16 protein-coding genes are annotated in these 16,185 nt (G+C 71.6%); 6 read left to right on the top strand and 10 right to left on the bottom strand.

All coding sequences use genetic code 11. From position 1 onward, the window contains the following. Window positions 1-2: 2 nt before the first annotated feature. From ACWGJY_RS23120 to ACWGJY_RS23110, 3 genes are all read right to left on the bottom strand, one after another. Window positions 3-581 (bottom strand): hypothetical protein, encoded by a 579-nt coding sequence (locus tag ACWGJY_RS23120; protein WP_453262726.1) that lies wholly within the window; start codon window positions 579-581, stop codon window positions 3-5. 139 nt (window positions 582-720) lie between these two features. Beyond that, window positions 721-1,011 (bottom strand): DUF397 domain-containing protein, encoded by a 291-nt coding sequence (locus tag ACWGJY_RS23115; RefSeq protein WP_453262725.1) that lies wholly within the window; start codon window positions 1,009-1,011, stop codon window positions 721-723. Continuing rightward, the gene (locus ACWGJY_RS23110; protein WP_453262724.1) at window positions 993-1,835 is read right to left on the bottom strand and encodes a DUF5753 domain-containing protein; all 843 of its coding nucleotides are present in this window, start codon (window positions 1,833-1,835) and stop codon (window positions 993-995) included. Before ACWGJY_RS23110 ends, ACWGJY_RS23115 begins: the two co-directional genes overlap by 19 nt. A 169-nt stretch (window positions 1,836-2,004) precedes the next feature. Between ACWGJY_RS23110 and ACWGJY_RS23105 the strand changes: the two genes are divergently transcribed. Beyond that, on the top strand, window positions 2,005-2,229 hold the full coding sequence (locus tag ACWGJY_RS23105) for a hypothetical protein (RefSeq protein ID WP_453262723.1): 225 nt from the start codon (window positions 2,005-2,007) through the stop codon (window positions 2,227-2,229). A 157-nt stretch (window positions 2,230-2,386) separates the two neighbouring features. On the opposite strand, the gene ACWGJY_RS23100 is transcribed toward ACWGJY_RS23105, so the two are convergent. Continuing rightward, the gene (locus ACWGJY_RS23100; protein ID WP_453262722.1) at window positions 2,387-4,732 is read right to left on the bottom strand and encodes a protein kinase domain-containing protein; all 2,346 of its coding nucleotides are present in this window, start codon (window positions 4,730-4,732) and stop codon (window positions 2,387-2,389) included. A gap of 171 nt (window positions 4,733-4,903) precedes the next feature. Here ACWGJY_RS23100 and ACWGJY_RS23095 point away from each other — a divergent pair, with 171 nt between their 5' ends. Both ACWGJY_RS23095 and ACWGJY_RS23090 read left to right on the top strand, forming a co-directional pair. Further along, window positions 4,904-5,224, top strand: a complete 321-nt coding sequence (locus ACWGJY_RS23095; RefSeq protein ID WP_453262721.1) for a peptidase — start codon at window positions 4,904-4,906, stop codon at window positions 5,222-5,224. A gap of 200 nt (window positions 5,225-5,424) precedes the next feature. Then, window positions 5,425-5,979: a hypothetical protein gene (locus ACWGJY_RS23090; RefSeq protein WP_453262720.1), complete on the top strand. Its 555-nt coding sequence runs from the start codon at window positions 5,425-5,427 to the stop codon at window positions 5,977-5,979. Window positions 5,980-5,992: 13 nt separating this feature from the next. Here ACWGJY_RS23090 and ACWGJY_RS23085 read toward each other — a convergent pair whose 3' ends face one another. From ACWGJY_RS23085 to ACWGJY_RS23065, 5 genes are all read right to left on the bottom strand, one after another. Continuing rightward, on the bottom strand, window positions 5,993-6,952 hold the full coding sequence (locus tag ACWGJY_RS23085) for a hypothetical protein (protein ID WP_453262719.1): 960 nt from the start codon (window positions 6,950-6,952) through the stop codon (window positions 5,993-5,995). A gap of 8 nt (window positions 6,953-6,960) precedes the next feature. Continuing rightward, entirely contained in the window at window positions 6,961-7,674 is a 714-nt protein-coding gene (locus ACWGJY_RS23080; RefSeq protein ID WP_453262718.1) for a TetR family transcriptional regulator, read from the bottom strand. A gap of 242 nt (window positions 7,675-7,916) precedes the next feature. Further along, window positions 7,917-9,344: a M1 family metallopeptidase gene (locus ACWGJY_RS23075; RefSeq protein ID WP_453262717.1), complete on the bottom strand. Its 1,428-nt coding sequence runs from the start codon at window positions 9,342-9,344 to the stop codon at window positions 7,917-7,919. A 193-nt stretch (window positions 9,345-9,537) separates the two neighbouring features. After that, the gene (locus tag ACWGJY_RS23070) at window positions 9,538-11,124 is read right to left on the bottom strand and encodes a SulP family inorganic anion transporter (protein ID WP_453262716.1); all 1,587 of its coding nucleotides are present in this window, start codon (window positions 11,122-11,124) and stop codon (window positions 9,538-9,540) included. Window positions 11,125-11,364: 240 nt separating this feature from the next. Then, on the bottom strand, window positions 11,365-11,787 hold the full coding sequence (locus ACWGJY_RS23065) for a hypothetical protein (protein ID WP_453262715.1): 423 nt from the start codon (window positions 11,785-11,787) through the stop codon (window positions 11,365-11,367). Between the two features lie 263 nt (window positions 11,788-12,050). On the opposite strand from ACWGJY_RS23065, the gene ACWGJY_RS23060 reads away from it, so the two are divergent. From ACWGJY_RS23060 to proC, 3 genes are all read left to right on the top strand, one after another. Next, window positions 12,051-12,854 (top strand): ABC transporter ATP-binding protein, encoded by an 804-nt coding sequence (locus ACWGJY_RS23060; protein WP_453262714.1) that lies wholly within the window; start codon window positions 12,051-12,053, stop codon window positions 12,852-12,854. Further along, window positions 12,851-13,690 (top strand): ABC transporter permease, encoded by an 840-nt coding sequence (locus ACWGJY_RS23055; protein WP_453262713.1) that lies wholly within the window; start codon window positions 12,851-12,853, stop codon window positions 13,688-13,690. Before ACWGJY_RS23060 ends, ACWGJY_RS23055 begins: the two co-directional genes overlap by 4 nt. Before the next feature lie 102 nt (window positions 13,691-13,792). After that, window positions 13,793-14,602, top strand: a complete 810-nt coding sequence (gene proC, locus ACWGJY_RS23050) for a pyrroline-5-carboxylate reductase (protein WP_453262712.1) — start codon at window positions 13,793-13,795, stop codon at window positions 14,600-14,602. Window positions 14,603-14,758: 156 nt separating this feature from the next. On the opposite strand, the gene trpS is transcribed toward proC, so the two are convergent. Beyond that, window positions 14,759-15,787, bottom strand: a complete 1,029-nt coding sequence (gene trpS, locus ACWGJY_RS23045) for a tryptophan--tRNA ligase (RefSeq protein WP_453262711.1) — start codon at window positions 15,785-15,787, stop codon at window positions 14,759-14,761. Between the last annotated feature and the right edge of the window lie 398 nt (window positions 15,788-16,185).

The following is a 16,185-nucleotide window of genomic DNA, read 5'->3' as shown; positions in this document are numbered from 1 at the left end:
ACTTACCCAAAGGGATTGTCGTCGGTGTGCCGCGGTGTGGCTTCCCGGCCGGGCTCCGTGAGCGCTTCGCCTGGGTCGTACACGGGCATGGTCGGCTTGGCGTGCATCATGTCGTCAGTGCTGGGCGACGGCGTACTGGGTGGCGGCGGCTGGTACTCGCCAATGGCCCCTTGTACTGGATCGGTGCCCGGCGCACCGGTGTGCGGCAGTCCGGCGTACACCGTCGAGCCGGGCCCGCTCCCTGATGCGGGGGCCGACATGATCACGCCCACCTTGTCCCCGTTGAAGTCCTCGAAGTCCTGATCCACCATGCCGTCGTTCCACTCATGGTTGGAAGCGGTTTCACTGAGGTTTCCGGCGCCTTGCAGCAGGCGTTTGTGCAGGCCGTCGAGAGCGGGTTTCCAGGTCTCGCTGATCATGTGCAGCGCTGAGGCGACGGACCACCCCTTGGTGGCATCCGCAGCCGTACCGGTCTCGGTCACGGCCTTGTCGCAGGGTTTCTTGATGTCGTCGGCGATACCGCGCTGGGCATGCGCCGCCGCACGTAAGTCGCCGGTCTGGACCGACGTTCTGCTGGACACTGAGCGTCCCCTCCCCGTAACTCTGTACGGACGAAACGTTATCAACGGGTCTTCCCGAGGGGGATGCCTCACTGCGGCGACGGCCCCCGTCGCGGGCGAGCGACGGGGGCCGGTCTGTGGGGCGCGGGGCGCGGCGGCGTCAGGCGCCGGGCAGCGTTCCGCTCTTCACGGCGGTGACGAAGGACGACCAGGTGGACGCCTCGAAGAGGAGCGCGGGACCGTGGGGGTGCTTGCTGTCGCGGACGGGGACGAGGGCGGGGAAGTCGTCGGAGACCTCGATGCACTGGCCGCCGTCCTGGTTGCTGTAGCTGGACTTGCGCCAGGTGGCGGTGCTCAGGAGGTCGTCGGAGACTTCGATGCAGGCGCCGCCGTCCGGGTTGCTGTACGTGCTCTTGCGCCAGGTGATGTTGCTCAGGTCGATGGCTCGCACGGCACTTCCTCCAACATCCGCATGACGAACTTCCGCGATTCGGCCGGGCTCAACGCCAGGTCACGCACCGCATCGTACGCGCGTTGCAGACGCTCAACAGAACTTGTTTCCTCGATGAGTTCGCCTCGATGGGCGTTCTCCGTGTAGGCGACGGTGCGGCCATCCGGTAGCCGCAGGAACATCACATCGGTACTTACCAAGCCGTGCGGCCCAGCCCCATGAGGGAGTACATGAAGGGTGAGGTTCGGGCGCTCGGCCGCCCCGGACAGGTACTCAAGCTGCTTTCGCCACTTTCCAGGATCTTCCAGCGGCGTGCGCAACACAGCCTCGGAGAGGACGGTGCGGAAGGGGGGCGCGTCATCACCCATCAGCAACTCGCGGCGTCCTGTACGCGCATCGACCTGTCGCGTCAGATCGTCGCCTTTGAGGCCGCCCACCGCGAGCACGGCATATGCGTACTCGTCCGTCTGTAGAAGTCCGTGAATGGTGCTGACTCCGAAGTGCCACAGGCTCACCGCTTCGGCTTCCAAGGTCATATAGCGCCGGTACCGCTCCTTGAACTGCTTAGGATCTCCCGCTGCCAACTCCCACAGCGTCAGCAGGAGATCCTTCGTCCCGTAGTGCTGGTCCAGAGCCTGCGCGACCTCCGGGCCGCCCAGGGTCTGGCCGGCCTCCATCTTCCCGAACAGCGACCAGTCCCAGCCCAGGACGTCACCGAGCTGCCGCAGGCTGTCGCCCTTCTGCGCGCGCAGTAATCGCAGCTCTTCGATGAATCGTTGGCGTGGCTCCTGGCTCCGACCGGTGACCGCTCGCCTCGGCGGCATCGCGACCTCCTCCGTGGAAGGTGTGGAACTAACGGTGCGTGGTCGCGAAATTCGGCCCGCAAGCGGCATTCGCGCCCTTTTTCTGGCCCATTCTCGTAAGGGCCGGAACACACACGGTAGTTGCGCTCCGGTCCTCCAGGCAGGAAAACGGCAGACAGGAGCGGTGCTGATGACAGCGGAACGACGGGCGGCGGCCGAAACGAGGGAAGAGGCCGAGACGGCCTGTGCCGAGCTGGCGGCCGCGCTCAAGCGGACGGGCATCGTCCTGCCGTCCCTCGGCATCGACCCCGTGTCGTACGGCTACGCGCAGCCGCGTCCGCTCATCGAGCTGGGGCGCTGCAACCTGGAGACGACGCATCAGCTCATCGCCGTGCTCAACCGGGTGCCGCGGTGACCGCGCGCGTCCCGTACATCTCCCCGGCGTGCCATGTCGGCACGCACACGAGGTGCACCAAGGGCGGCCCCGGGCCCGAGGCCGCCGCCGTGCCCGGCGTCCGGCGGGAAGTCTGCACCTGCCGCTGCCACGCACCGGTCGGCGCGCGGCCCGGCGGTCACCAGGCGGCCGGGTCCCCGATGGCCACGGCGAAGACCCTGCCGTCCGGCGCGGCCGCGTAGATCCGGCCGTGTGCCGCGTCCACCTGCGGGGCGGGCAGCATCTGGAGATAGCCGTTGTGGCGGCGGCCGTCCAGCCGTGGCGGGGTCTGGCCGAGCAGCCCGCCGGAGCGGGTGTCGACCGCCAGCAGCCGGCCGTCCGCCGCGGTGAAGTACAGCCGGTCGCCGCTCACCACCGGCGCCGAGCCCCGGCTGACCGAGGTTTCGGTGTCCCACTTCCGTTGCCCGACGGCCTGGAGCGCACCGCCCTCGGCCAGCAGGTACACCGTCTCGCCGTGCACCACGGCGGCCACCTGGTCGAGCGGGGCGGTCAGCGGGAGGCGCCGGGTCTGCCCGGTGGCCGGGTCGTAGCGGACGACGGCGGTGGTGCGGTACGCCATCGTCGGATCGGTGGAGGTGAGATAGAGCGCTCCGGATGTACCGGTACCGGCCGGGGCGAGTGTCCCGGGCAGCTGCCGCGTCCAGCGGACCCTGCCGCCGGCCGGGTCGATGGCGGTGACCTGGGTGCCGGTCCCGTCGGGGGTGGCCTCGGCCGCATAGGCGGTGTGCGCGTCGCCGAACGAGGAGAAGAGCGGCAGTCGGTGTCCCGGGAAACGTTTGTGCCAGCGCTGCCGGTGGGTCGTGCTGTCCAGCGCGGTGACCGTGCCGTCCGCGGCCGTCAGCAGGATGCGGTTCCCGACGATCCTGGTCTCGCCCTCGTATCCGGAGACGTTCTTGGTCCAGCGGGTGGCGCCCTGGCCGGCGGCCGACGGATCGAGGGCCGTCAGGTGCTTGCCGTCGGGGGAGAAGACGTACAGCAGCCCGCCGGAGAGCACCGGCGGGGTCGGCGACGCGGCGTCCTTCGCGGCGTTCTTGCCCTTGGCGCCCTTGTCCGTACGCCGCCATGCCGGATGGCCGGTGCCGGGATCGAGCCGGGCGGCCTGGACGCCGGACTGAGCGCAGAACAGGGCGCCGGATCCGGCGGTGCAGTACGGCATTTCGGCGTCGTGGCCCTTGGGGCGCTCGACGAGCGTGGTCCGCCACGGGTGGAAGTCGGTGCGGCCGGCGTATGACGGGCGGATCTGCAGGGCGGGGTCCTGCCCGGTCCCGCCCGGGGACAGTGCCTGGACGCCCGCGTACGCCCCGGCGCCGGTCACGACCAGGGCGAGCGCGGCCCAGAGGGGCCAGCGGCGGGCCCGGGAGCGGGCCGGGCGGCGGGGCCCGGCGGGGTGGCCGGGGGTGGCGTGGCGGGCCGGGCCGGCCGGGGGGCCGGCGTCGGTGGGGCTCGCGACGGGCGCGGGGGCGCGGACCTGCGTCGTCTTCTGTTCCGGCTGCCGCTGTTCCGGCTGTCGCTGTTCCGGTATCCGTAGCTCCGGCAGCGCGCCGTCCGGCAGCGGACGGCCCAGCGGTGCACCCAGCGGCACCCCCAGCGGCGCACCCAACGGCGCCCCCAGAGGCGGACCAGGTGGCGCCCCCTGGGGCGCATCCGTGCGCAGCAGCTCCATCAGCGCGCCCGGCGTCGGCCGGTCCGCCGGATCCTTCGCCAGACAGCTCTCGATCAGCGACACCAACTCCGTCGGCACACCCGCCAGATCGGCAGCGTCGTGCACCACCTGATACGCGACGAGGTACGGGCTCTCCGAGTCGAACGGGCCGCGCCCGGTGGCGGCGTGGACCAGTACGGAACCCAGCGCGAAGACATCCGCCGCCGGTCCCACCTCGCGCGGCCGCTGGAACTGTTCGGGCGCCATGAAGGGCGGCGTACCGATCAATTTGCCGGTCTCGGTGCGCATTTCACTGTCGGACGGCCGCGAGATACCGAAGTCGATGACTTTCGGCCCATCGGTGGCCAGCAGCACATTCCCCGGCTTGAGATCGCGGTGCACCACTCCGGCGCGATGAATGTCGCGCAGCGCCTCGGCGAGTCCCGCGGCCAGCCGCCGCACCTCTTCGACCGCCAGCGGACCATTCCGCTTCACATGATCGGAGAGGGTCGGGCCGGGAATGTGGAGGGTCGCCATCCAGGGGCGTCCGGCATCCGGATCGGCGTCCACGACGGGTGCGGTGAAGGCCCCGCTGACCCGCCGCGCGGCGGCCACCTCCTGCCGGAACCGCCCACGGAATTCCGGGTCCTGGGCGTATTCGGCATGGATGACCTTGACCGCGAGCAGCCGTCCGGACGATGAGCGCGCCAGATGGACCACGCCCATACCGCCGGATCCGAGCCGTGCTTCCAGGCGGTATTGGCCGGCGTATTCCGGATGCTCCGCTTCCGGGCCGACCCCGGAATTGCGCAGCGATGGCATGGTTCCACCCCCGTGTTGTTCCCTTGCCATGAGGCCGCAGGTGCGACGCGCGGAGCCTAGTCGATGGCGCGTACGAGATGAACGAGGCTTGCTAGCGTGCGCGTTGCGGAACCACCGCAGCGCGTCTTCACACGCCACTTCTGCATGAGCTTCACCAACGGGGGAAACGACATGACGACTCAGGACGATCTCGGCTCCGTGGAACCGGCCGGGGAGCAGGCGCTCGCCGCCGAGGCCGGCGGCCTCACCTATCCCGTCGCACCCGGCTACCGCCTCAAGGTCCGCCAGGGACCCGGCACCGGCTACCCGGTCGTCCGTCAGCTGACGGAGGGGGCCCGGGTCCAGATCCGCTGCCAGCGGCACGGCCAGTCGGTCAGCGGTCCGTACGGCACCTCGGACATCTGGGACAACATCGGGCCCGGCCAGTACGTCGCCGATGCATATGTCCACACGGGCAGCAGCGGCATGGTCGCGCCGCGCTGCTCGAACTGAGGGCAGGGGAGCGGCGGCGCCACAGGACTGTGACGCCGAAGCCCCACGCCGACGGCATCGCGGCACCACTGCGCACCGCACCGCCGGACCACTGCGCACCGCACCGCCGGACCACCGCACACCGCACCGCCGGCCGCCGGGGTCACCGGATGCGGGTCACCCGCCGCCGGGCCTTTGGCCCCCCAGGGATAATCGCTGCCATGAGCGATGAGCAGACGCCCGCCGGAAACCCGGAGCCCGGCGGTTCCGGGCGCGGGGCGCCCGAGCGCGGCGGCCCCGAGCCCGAGGAGATCCGGTTCTTCGGTACCACCTGGGTCCGCCACGACGGCGGCTACGGCCTGCGCCGGGCCGGTGCCGCGGTGGGCTCGCTCGCGCTCGCGGCGCTCGGCGCGGTCGTGCTGCGCTTTGCGTTCCAGGGGCTGGAGATCGCCTCCGTCGGCCGGTTCGTCGGCATCCTCGTCGTCGCCGGCTTCGCCATCTGCAGCGCCCTGGCCTTCCGCCATACCTGGGACGGCTTCGTCCGCCGCCCGGACCCGGCGGCCCGGAGCGCGGCCGACAAGTCCTCCCAGGGTCTGCTGCTGATCGGCTTCATCGGCTCGCTGCTCGCCTACTTCTGCCGCAGCCTCGTGGAGGCCCCCGGGGAGAAGCTGCGCCGCGCCGAATACGCCGCGGCCCGTGAGCGGTACGAGCGCCGCCGTGGCACCCGTACCGGCAATCCGGCCGCCAAGAAGTCCCGTCCCAAGAAGCGGCGCTGAACGGGCCGGCGGTTCAGCCCTCGGCGTCCGGCTCGTTCCTCGCATACCGGGCCGCCATCGTGTGGAAGACCTCCCGCGGCTCCCAGCGCGTCTCGTCGAGCATCCGGACCACGCCGTACGAGGAAAGGTCCGCGCCCTTACGGGTCTTGAAGGCGGCGAAGGTGAACCAGAGCGCGGTGTCGACGCCCTCCGCCTCGAAGATGTCCAGCAGCTCGGTGAGGTAGCGCACCTGCTCGCCCTCGTCGGGCTCCGCGCCCTCCGGCGGCTGCCAGGCGATCCCGCCCCGCTCGCCCGCGCCCCGGTAGGCGCAGGTGCCGAACTCGGTCACCGCGACCGGCTTGCCCCGGCCGAGGTGCTCGCGCAGCTCGTCCACGAACGTCGTGGCGTTGTACGCGGCCCGGTACGCGTCCACGCCGATGATGTCGAACGGCTGCCAGTCGACGGCCTCCCACGGGCCCGAGGCGTAGCTGACCCGGCCGCCGAAGCGGGAGCGGACCTGCGCGGCGGCCTCGGCGAGAAAGCCGTTGAGGCGTTCCTGCACGGGCCCCAGCGACATCCACCAGTCCAGGTCCGCGGTGACCATCGCCTGCAGCCGGTCGCTGTAGGTGTCCCCGGGGATGAAGCCCGCGCAGAAGGCGCTCAGCTCGCAGCCGGCGACGAACACCACCTCCGCCCCGCCCGCCCGTACGGCCTCGGCCCGCTCCGCGCAGTCGGCGAAGAACGGCAGCAGCTCCTCGGGCGTGAGATCCACCGGGAACGGCGCGAACCACACCTCCAGGCCGGCGTCCGCGGCGCACTGCGCGGCGAGACTCAGCCGCTCCGGATCGCCGCCCGATATCCGCACCGCGTCGCAGTGCAGCTCGCCGGCGATCACCGCGAGATCGTGCCGCACCGCCTCGGCGGTGAAGGTCTTGCGGGAGAGCTCCTCGCCGGGGAGGAAGCCGGTGTCGTAGTTGATGCCCCGTGCGCGCATATCGCCTCTCACTGCCCTCTCTGGTCTTCCGCCGGGTCTTCCGCCGGGTCTTCCTCCTGGCCGGGCCGCCCGTCTTCGGCAGGCCCCGGAAGGTGGTCGAGAGCGCGGTCAAGAACCTGGTCAAAAACGTGGTCAAGTCCGTGTGCCAGCAGGTCGAAGGCGAGCTCGACGTCCTCGCCCAGCCGGCGGCGGGCCTCCTCCGGCGAGGAGCCGGCGGCCAGCTGCCGGAAGAACGTCTCCTGGAGGGTGACCAGCGTGGCGCTGATCTGAGCTGCCATCAGTGCGGCGGTCCGCTCGCCGTGTGCCGCGGTCAGTGTCTCCGCCAGCTTCTGCCGCTGCTGGTAGAGCAGGGCGTTCGCGGCGCTGCTGAGCGCGGGACTGTCGAAGATCACCCGGACCCGGGAGACCAGCGTGTCCGGGTCCGCCCCGGTCATCGGCCCGGCGGCGATCGCGCGGTAGTGCGCCCGGAGCGCGTCGAGTGCCGACCGGCCGGGTGCCCGTCCGGCGACGATCCCCGCCAGGTCGTCGTCCCCCACGCCCTGCAGGGCGAGCGACTCCTTCGTCGGGAAGTACGCGAACAGCGTCGCCTTGGCCACCTCGGCCGCCTCGGCGATCTCGCTGACGGTCACCGACTCGAAGCCGCGCGCGGCGAACAGCCGCCACGCCGTCGCCGCGATCCGCCGCCGCGTCTGTTCCTTCTTCCGCTCCCGCAATCCCGACATGAGGACACCATAGCCAGACCGGGTTCAAATTCAAACCGAGTCTGACTTTTTCGCTGCACCCACGCTGCACCCATGCCGCACCGTTCCGCACCGTTCCGCACGACAGCACGGCCGGTGCCGGTGCGCAGTGCCGATCCCGACGGAGATCCGGCAAGGGCGACCGCCTGATCTTTCTGCGGGGAGCCCTTGGCGAAGCTGCGCCCCGGACGCCCCGGACGCCCCGGACGCCCCGGACGCCCCGCTCAGCCCTTCTGCTCCGGCTTGACCTGCAGCTCCGGCTTCCCCTTCCGGTACAGCCACGCCTGGAACAACGGAGCCAGATCCACGTCCGTGCGCTCCTGGCAGAAGTCGATGAAGTCCCGCGAATCGGCGTTGGAGTAGCGGTACTTGGCGGGCCACTCCCGGAGGATCGTGAAGAAGGTCTGGTCGCCGACGGCGTTCCGCAGCTCCTGGAGCAGCATCGCGCCCCGCTCGTAGACCGCCTGGCCGGTCACATTCTTCGCCGTGCCCGGATCGCCCGGCGGAAAGGCCCAGCGCGGGTTGTTCTCGTCGTCCTTGTAGAGCGCGTCGAACTGCTGCTGCGGGGTCTTGCCGCCCTTGTGCTCCTGCCACAGCCATTCGGCGTAGGTCGCGAAGCCTTCGTTGAGCCAGGTGTCCTTCCACGTCTTCGGCGTCACCGAGTCGCCGAACCACTGGTGGGCCATCTCGTGCACCACGGCCACGGTGTCCGGCGCCCCGGCGTAGAGCGGCTTGGTCTGGGTCTCCAGCGCTATCCAGGTGATCCGGGCCGGGGTGTGATCGACGATCGCGCCCGCGGACGAGAAGGGGTAGGGGCCGAACAGCCCGCTCTCCCACTTCAGGATCTCCGGCAGCCGCTCCAGCGGCACCTTGCTCGCCTTGGCCTCCGCCGGGTCCACCGCGACATACAGCGGCAGCCCGTCCGGCGTCCGGGACCGGCTGACATCGAACTTCCCGATGGAGGCGGTGGCGAGGTAACTGGCCATGGGCTGTCCGTTGTGCCATACGAAGGTGGTCCGGCCGCCGGTCACCTTCTCCGACCGCAAGTCCCCGTTGGCGACGGCGGTATAGCCCTTCGGCACGGTGATCGTGAAGTCGTAGGTGGCCTTGTCATCGGGGTGGTTGTTGCCGGGGAACCACGTCATGGACCCGGCGGGCTCGCCCGACACGAACGCCCCGTCGGCGGTCTTGACCCACCCCTCGGTCGTCCCGTCCGGATCCTTCAACTCCTGAGGCGTCCCGCCGTAGTCGACGGTCGTACGGAACCGGGCACCCTTCCTGAGGCCCTCGGGGGGCCGGACGATCAGTTTGTGTCCCTTACGGGAGAACCCGGCGTCCTTGCCGTCGACCCGTACGTCCGACACCCGCAGCCCCTGTAGGTCGAGCTGGAAGGACCGCAGGTTCTCGGTGGCCTCGGAGGTGATGTCCGCGGTCGCGTCCAGCCGCTGCTTCTTCACGTCGTAGTCGAGATCGAGGCCGTAGTGGCGCACCTGGTAGCCGCCGTTGCCCAGCGCCGGGAAGAGCGGGTCCCCCACCCCGCCGCTGCCCGCCGCCCCGGCCGCGTCCATGGCGCTGCTGGTGCAGGAGGAGAGCAGCAGGGCGACGGACAGGGCGGCGGTCGCGCCGCAGGAGCGGAAGGGCCGGCGATTCACAGCACTCCAAGGGTCGGCGAGCACAAGCATCCCGACCCTACGGTCATTTCCGCGCAATGCCGGTCCCTTCCGCACGGGTCCGGTCCGAATCCGATGTGCCGGAAAGGGCCCCGGGCCCCGGGTTTCCCGGGCCCGGTCGTCACACTCCCGTCTGCCCCGCGGTCCGGGCGGACGGGAGTGTGACGAGAAGGCCCTACGGGGCGAGGGACGACGCGGCGCGCCGGGTGGTCCCGCCCGGTCCGCTCCGCTGTTCCTCCCAGCTGCCCAGCGCGGCCGCACACGCATGGTCGAGATGCCGCAGCCCGGACAGATCCAGCTCGACCTCCCGGTCCTCGGGCAGCGCCTCCAACTGGTCGAGCAGCTTCGGCAGCCGCAGGAAGGTGGCATGGCCCAGGGCCCGTACCAGGATGGGGCGCCGGGGCCCGCCCGGCCCGTGGCCCGCTGTGGTCGCGTCGCCGTCGGACGCCGTCGGCTCGTCCAGTCCCACGATCTCCAGGTGGACGTGCGAGGTCTCCCACGCCGACTTCGCAATGGCCATCAGCAGCCCCAGCAGCACCCCCTCGAACATATTGGTGGCCACGATCGCCACCGCCGTCGCGGCGAGCACCACGGCTTCACCCCGGTGCTCCCGCCACAGCGGACGCCACTGCTTCACCGGGAGCAACTTGCCGCCCGCATGCACCAGTACACCGGCCAGCGCCGCGACCGGCACCACGCCCAGCGCCACCGGGAAGGCCACCGCGAAGACCAGCAGCCACACCCCGTGCAGCACCCGCGAGGCCTTCGTCCGCGCCCCGGCCTGCACATTCGCGGCGCTGCGGACGATCACCGCGGTCATCGGCAGCGCGCCCAGCAGCCCGCACACCGTGTTGCCCGCGCCCTGGGCCATCAGCTCCTTGTCGTAATCGGTCCGCGGCCCGTCGTGCAGCCGGTCCACCGCGGCCGCGCTGAACAGCGACTCCGCCGACGCGATCAGCGTGAACGCCAGCACGGTGCCCAGCGCTCCGGCCACCGCCCCCGCCTCCGTCAGCCGCAGGAAGTCCGCACCGCCCGGCGGCTGGACGACTTCCAGCAGGCCCGCCACCTCGACCCGGGCCACCGGCAGATCCAGCAGGAACACCACGGCCGTGGCCAGCGCCACCGCCACCAGCGGCGCCGGCACCAGCCGGGCCGCCCACCGCCACTTCGGCCACAGCATCAGCAGCACCAGGGTCCCCGCGCCGACCGCCAGCGCCGCGAGCGCGGGGCCGGAGCCGGCGGTGTCCGCCGCCAGCTCCGGCAGCCCGCCCAGATTCGCCGGCCCGTTGCCGGGCGCCTTGGCGTCCACCAGGGCGTACAGCTGCCCGGCGATCAGGACCAGCCCGATCCCCGCCAGCATCCCCTGGACGACCGCCACGGAGATCGCCCGGAACCAGCGCCCCAGCCGCAGCGCGCCCATGGCCAGTTGCAGCACCCCGGCGATCAGCACCAGTGCGCCCAGTGTGCCGAGCCCGTACTCCTGCACGGCCTCGTAGACCAGCACGGTCAGCCCCGCGGCCGGGCCGCTGACCTGCAGACTGCTGCCGGGCAGCAGCCCGGTGAGCAGCCCGCCGACGATCCCGGTGACCAGCCCCAGTTCGGCCGGCACCCCGGATGCCACGGCCACCCCGACACACAGCGGGACGGCGACGAGAAAGACGACGAGCGATGCGGTGACATCGGCGCGCCAGAGCGAGCGCGCCTGCCGTGACGGTATCGACGGCCGGAACGGGCGGAGCCGGGCAACACGGAACTTACGCATGAGGATGCCTCCAGCGAGTGCGAGATGCGGTGGCGCACGGGTACGCACGGATACGCACGGGACGCACGAATACGCACGGGCGGACGCGGAGCCACGCGGGCAGCCGCCCGGCGCCGGCATTCCGCGTCCGGCGTCGGCCTGTTGCCGCGCAGCGCCACGAGGCGCGCGCCATGAAGGGGGATGACGGCTGGATCCGTCAGTTGCGCGGGCCGGGGAGGCCCTGGGGGCAGCTCTCGGCTCTCAGCAGCGGAAGACGAGGTGAAGGACCGGCAGTTCGCCGGATCTCGACAGGGGGACGGCCTGGCGGCCGGTCAGCGCGACGGTCGCGCTCAGTCCGTCCCCGGTCCGTACCGGGCCGGCGGCGGACACGGTCGTGCCCCGCGGCGTCGGCGCGGACACCGTGGCCACCGAACGCCTGCCATGGCGCAGCCGGCAGCGGTCAACGCCGTATTCCGGATGTTCCGAGGTGTCCGACGCCCGGAGGGCGGTGCCCGGGGAACCGCCCTGGGTGGCGCTGTTCGTGGCCGGGGTGGCCGCCGGGCTCCGTCCGTACGCGCCCTCGGCGAGGGCCGGCAGGGCCAGTGCGAGGGCCGGCAGGGCCAGTGCGACGGCCACGACGATCAACAGGAGCCGGCCGAGGCCGCCGACCCGGATCTTCGCCATCGTCGCCCCTTCCGGCGCGGCTGGACAGGTCACCCCATTGTGTCCAAGCGGACACGCAGGACCGCAACTCCGGTATGTAACCACCCTGTAAACGCGGAGTTGTCGACCGCCAACGGCCGGTTCTCTGCGCTCCGGCGCCCGCCGGCGCTCCCTCCGCCCGCCCATGCGCCGCCCCGTGCTCCACTCCGCCGACATGTCACCCACAGGCCCACCGGGCCGTTGACGGGTTGACGCCCCATCCCGCCCGGAGCACTATTCACCGCATGATGAATTACGGCCGCGACCCTGCCGTTCACGCCCACGACCTCACCGTCGTCCGAGGCGGCCGCACCGTCCTCGACGCCCTCTCCTTCGACGTGCCCCGCGGCCGTATCACCGGCCTCCTCGGCCCCTCCGGCTGCGGCAAGTCCACCCTGATGCGCGCCGTCGTCGGCACCCAGGCCAAGGTCACCGGCACCCTCGACGTCCTCGGCCGGCCCGCGGGCGACCCCGGGCTGCGCCCCCGCATCGGCTATGTCACCCAGGCCCCGTCCGTATACGACGACCTCACCGTCCGCCAGAACCTCGACTACTTCGCCGCCGTCCTGCACCCCGGCCGGGCCGCCCGCGCCCGGCGCCGCGAGCGCGTCACCCGCGTCATCGACGACGTCGGCCTCACCCGCCGCGCCGACGCCCTCGCCGGCAACCTCTCCGGCGGCCAGCGCAGCCGGGTCTCCCTCGCGGTGGCCCTGCTCGGCGCCCCGGAACTCCTCGTCCTCGACGAGCCCACCGTCGGCCTGGACCCGGTCCTCCGCCGCGACCTGTGGCACCTCTTCCACACCCTCGCCACCGACCGTGGCGTCACCCTCCTCGTCTCCTCGCACGTCATGGACGAGGCCGAGCGCTGCCACCGGCTGCTCCTGATGCGCGAGGGCCGCATCCTCGCCGACGGCGCCCCCGACGCACTCCGGGACCGCACCGGCTCCCCGACCGTCGAGGCCGCCTTCCTCCACCTGGTCGACGAGGCCGGGGCCGCGGGCAAAGCGACGGCGCCCGGCACCGCCACCCCCAAGGAGTCAGCGCAATGACCACACCCCTCCCCGGCGCCGCACCCCTCCCCGACGCCGCGCCCCTCCCCGACGCCGCGCCCCTCCCCACCGCAGCGCGGGACTCCGCCACCGCGCCCCTCTCCCCGTCCCGCACCCTGGCCACCGCCGCCCGGGTCCTGCGCCAGCTCCGCCACGACCCGCGCACCATCGCGCTGATGCTCGTCGTCCCGTGCGTGATGATCGCCCTGCTCCGCTACGTCTTCGACGCCCGGCCCGAGACCTTCAACAGCATCGGCGCCTCGCTCCTCGGCATCTTCCCGATGATCACGATGTTCCTGGTGACCTCCATCGCCACCCTCCGCGAACGCACCTCGGGCACCCTGGAGCGCCTGCTCGCCATGCCCCTCGGCAAGGCCGACCTGATCAGCGGCTACGCCCTTGCCTTCGGCCTGCTGGCGATCGTCCAGTCGGCCCTGGCCACCGCCCTCTCGGTCTGGGCCCTCGGCCTCGATATCACCGGTTCCCCCTGGCTGCTGCTGCTCGTCGCCGTTCTGGACGCCCTCCTCGGCACCGCCCTCGGCCTGTTCGTCTCGGCCTTCGCCGCCTCCGAATTCCAGGCCGTGCAGTTCATGCCCGCCGTCCTGATGCCCCAGCTGCTGCTCTGCGGCCTGTTCACCCCGCGCGACACCATGCAGCCGGCTCTGGAGGCAATCTCCGACCTCCTCCCGATGTCCTACGCCGTCGACGGCATGAACGAGGTCCTCACACACCCCGGCCTCACCGGCGACTTCCTCCGCGACGTGGCCATCGTCAGCAGCTGCGCCCTCCTCGTCCTCGCCCTCGGCGCCGCCACCCTCCGCCGCCGCACGACCTGAACACCGTCCCGGCCCTCGATACGCCCCGGCACCTCGCGCCCCCGGGTGCGAGGATGACGGGACAACCGGCCAGGCACGCACCACGGTGAGGTGAACCGCAGCATGACCCAGAAGGTCGCCGTACTCGGCACCGGAAAAATCGGCGAAGCCCTGCTCAGCGGAATGATCCGAGGCGGCTGGGCACCCTCCGACCTCCTGGTCACCGCCCGCCGCGCGGAACGCGCCAGGCAGCTGCACGCCCGCTACGGCGTCGAAGCGGTCAGCAACGCCGAGGCCGCCAAGTCCGCCGACACCCTCATCCTCACCGTCAAGCCCCAGGACATGGGCACCCTCCTGAGCGAGCTGATCCCGCACCTCCCCGCCGACCGCCTGGTCATCAGCGGCGCCGCCGGCATCCCCACCTCCTACTTCGAGGAACGCCTCGCCGCCGGCATCCCGGTCGTACGGGTCATGACGAACACTCCCGCCCTCGTCGACGAGGCGATGTCCGTCATCTCCGCCGGCACCCACGCCACCGGCGCACACCTCACCCGCGCCGAAGAGATCTTCTCCGGCGTCGGCAAGACCCTGCGCGTCCCCGAGTCCCAGCAGGACGCCTGTACCGCGCTCTCCGGCTCGGGCCCGGCGTACTTCTACTTCCTCGTCGAGGCCATGACCGACGCCGGCATCCTCCTCGGCCTGCCCCGCGACAAGGCCCACGACCTGATCGTCCAGGCCGCCATCGGCGCCGCGGTGATGCTCCGCGACAGCGGCGAACACCCCGTCAAGCTCCGCGAGAACGTCACCTCCCCGGCCGGCACCACCATCAACGCCATCCGGGAACTCGAAAACCACGGCGTCCGCGCCGCCCTGATCGCCGCCTTGGAGGCCGCCCGCGACCGCAGCCGCGAACTGGCCTCCGGCAACGGCTGACCCGCGCCGCCCCCGCCCCTCGCTCCGCCCGCGCGGCGAGGGCCCGCCCTCGCGGCGGGCCCTCGCCCAACAAGAAGCGGGGGAGGGGGTGAGGGGCGGGCGCTCCAACGGCCCGCCCGCTCGAACGGCCCGCCCGCCCCTCACCACCTCAACCCCTCACCCCCTGGGCCGCAACCCCACCGCCTCGAACGCCGCATCCACCCGCGGTTTGGCCAGCCCCCGCGCCCGCTCGGCCCCCGCCAGCAGAACGGCATCGACGTACCCGGGGTCCGCCGCCAGCTCCGCATGCCGCGCCTGCACCGGCCGGAACATCTCCACCACGGCCTCCGCCACGTCCTTCTTCAACGCGCCGCACGAGTCGTACTCCCCGGCCAGCCGCTGCGGCTCCCCGCCCGCACACGCGGCCAGCACCTCCAGCAGATTCGCCACCCCCGGACGCCGCTCCGGTTCATACGCGACATCCCGCCCCGAATCCGTCACCGCCCGCAGCACCTTCTTCCGCACCGCCTCGGGCTCGTCCAGCACATAGACGACCCCCGCGCTCCGGGCGTGCGACTTCCCCATCTTCGACGTCGGCTCCTGCAAATCCCGCACCCGCGCCGCCACCGCCGGAGACGTGGCCCTCGGCACCACGAACGTCGCCCCGTACCGCTGGTTGAACCGCACGGCCAGATCCCGCGTCAGCTCCACATGCTGTGCCTGGTCGTCCCCGACCGGCACCTCATGCGTCCCGTACGCCAGGATGTCCGCCGCCATCAGCGCCGGATACGTCAACAGCGACAGCCGCACACTCCCGCCCCGCGCCCGCTCCCGCGCGGCCTTCTCCTTGTACTGGATCATCCGCCGCATTTCCCCGTCGGAGGCCGTGCACTCCATCAGATACGACAGCCGCAGATGCTCATCCACCTGGCTCTGCACAAACACCGTGCAGCGCTCCGGGTCCAGCCCCGCGGCCAGCAGCAGCGTCGCGGCCTGCCGGCTGAGCCGCCGCACCCGCGCCGGATCGTGCTCCACGGTCAGCGCATGCAGATTCACCACACAGAACAGCGCCTCCGCACGATGCTGGTCCTCCTCGACCCACCGCCGGATCGCCCCGAGATAGTTCCCCAGCGTCAGATGCCCCGTCGGCTGCACCCCGCTGAAGATCCGCTTGCGCGCGCCCACCGCCGTCACCATCGCGTTCATCCGTCTCTCCCGAGCTCCCGCACCCGCGTCGAGTGCGTATCGAGACCGCCGACCCCGCCGGCCGGTTACGAGAGGGAGATACGCGAACGGCCGCCGAAGCGGCGGCCGTGGTCATGCATGCGCTGTTGGTCGGCCGCCGTCAGGCGGGCCACCACTGCTGTACGAGCGCATGCGTAGTCATACACCCAAACTACCGGGCAAACCCCTGCCAGGCGCGGGTTTGAACAACCCCAACCCCTCGTGTAGTGTCCTCCGAGTTGCCAAGGAGCCGACAGGCCCCGCGGCAGCCATCCCGCCGCAACAGCGGCACACCACTACTGCACGGCCCCTCACCGGGAACAATTTCGGCATGCCGAAATTCGGACCGTGACGTGATTATGCGTCAACGAGGAATTCCG

The sequence above is a fragment of the Streptomyces sp. NPDC054765 genome, from assembly GCF_053612065.1.
The sequence above is the reverse complement of the archived record's forward strand: the minus strand, read 5'-3'. Positions and strand labels throughout refer to the sequence as shown.

Coding starts and splice junctions, on each gene's coding strand:
- ACWGJY_RS23110 (WP_453262724.1), bottom strand. CDS start 1,835: ATGCCGCCGAGGCGAGCGGTCACCGGTCGGAGCCAGGAGCCACGCCAA.
- ACWGJY_RS23105 (WP_453262723.1), top strand. CDS start 2,005: ATGACAGCGGAACGACGGGCGGCGGCCGAAACGAGGGAAGAGGCCGAG.
- ACWGJY_RS23100 (WP_453262722.1), bottom strand. CDS start 4,732: ATGCCATCGCTGCGCAATTCCGGGGTCGGCCCGGAAGCGGAGCATCCG.
- ACWGJY_RS23095 (WP_453262721.1), top strand. CDS start 4,904: ATGACGACTCAGGACGATCTCGGCTCCGTGGAACCGGCCGGGGAGCAG.
- ACWGJY_RS23090 (WP_453262720.1), top strand. CDS start 5,425: ATGAGCGATGAGCAGACGCCCGCCGGAAACCCGGAGCCCGGCGGTTCC.
- ACWGJY_RS23085 (WP_453262719.1), bottom strand. CDS start 6,952: ATGCGCGCACGGGGCATCAACTACGACACCGGCTTCCTCCCCGGCGAG.
- ACWGJY_RS23080 (WP_453262718.1), bottom strand. CDS start 7,674: ATGTCGGGATTGCGGGAGCGGAAGAAGGAACAGACGCGGCGGCGGATC.
- ACWGJY_RS23070 (WP_453262716.1), bottom strand. CDS start 11,124: ATGCGTAAGTTCCGTGTTGCCCGGCTCCGCCCGTTCCGGCCGTCGATA.
- ACWGJY_RS23065 (WP_453262715.1), bottom strand. CDS start 11,787: ATGGCGAAGATCCGGGTCGGCGGCCTCGGCCGGCTCCTGTTGATCGTC.
- ACWGJY_RS23060 (WP_453262714.1), top strand. CDS start 12,051: ATGATGAATTACGGCCGCGACCCTGCCGTTCACGCCCACGACCTCACC.
- ACWGJY_RS23055 (WP_453262713.1), top strand. CDS start 12,851: ATGACCACACCCCTCCCCGGCGCCGCACCCCTCCCCGACGCCGCGCCC.
- proC (WP_453262712.1), top strand. CDS start 13,793: ATGACCCAGAAGGTCGCCGTACTCGGCACCGGAAAAATCGGCGAAGCC.
- trpS (WP_453262711.1), bottom strand. CDS start 15,787: ATGAACGCGATGGTGACGGCGGTGGGCGCGCGCAAGCGGATCTTCAGC.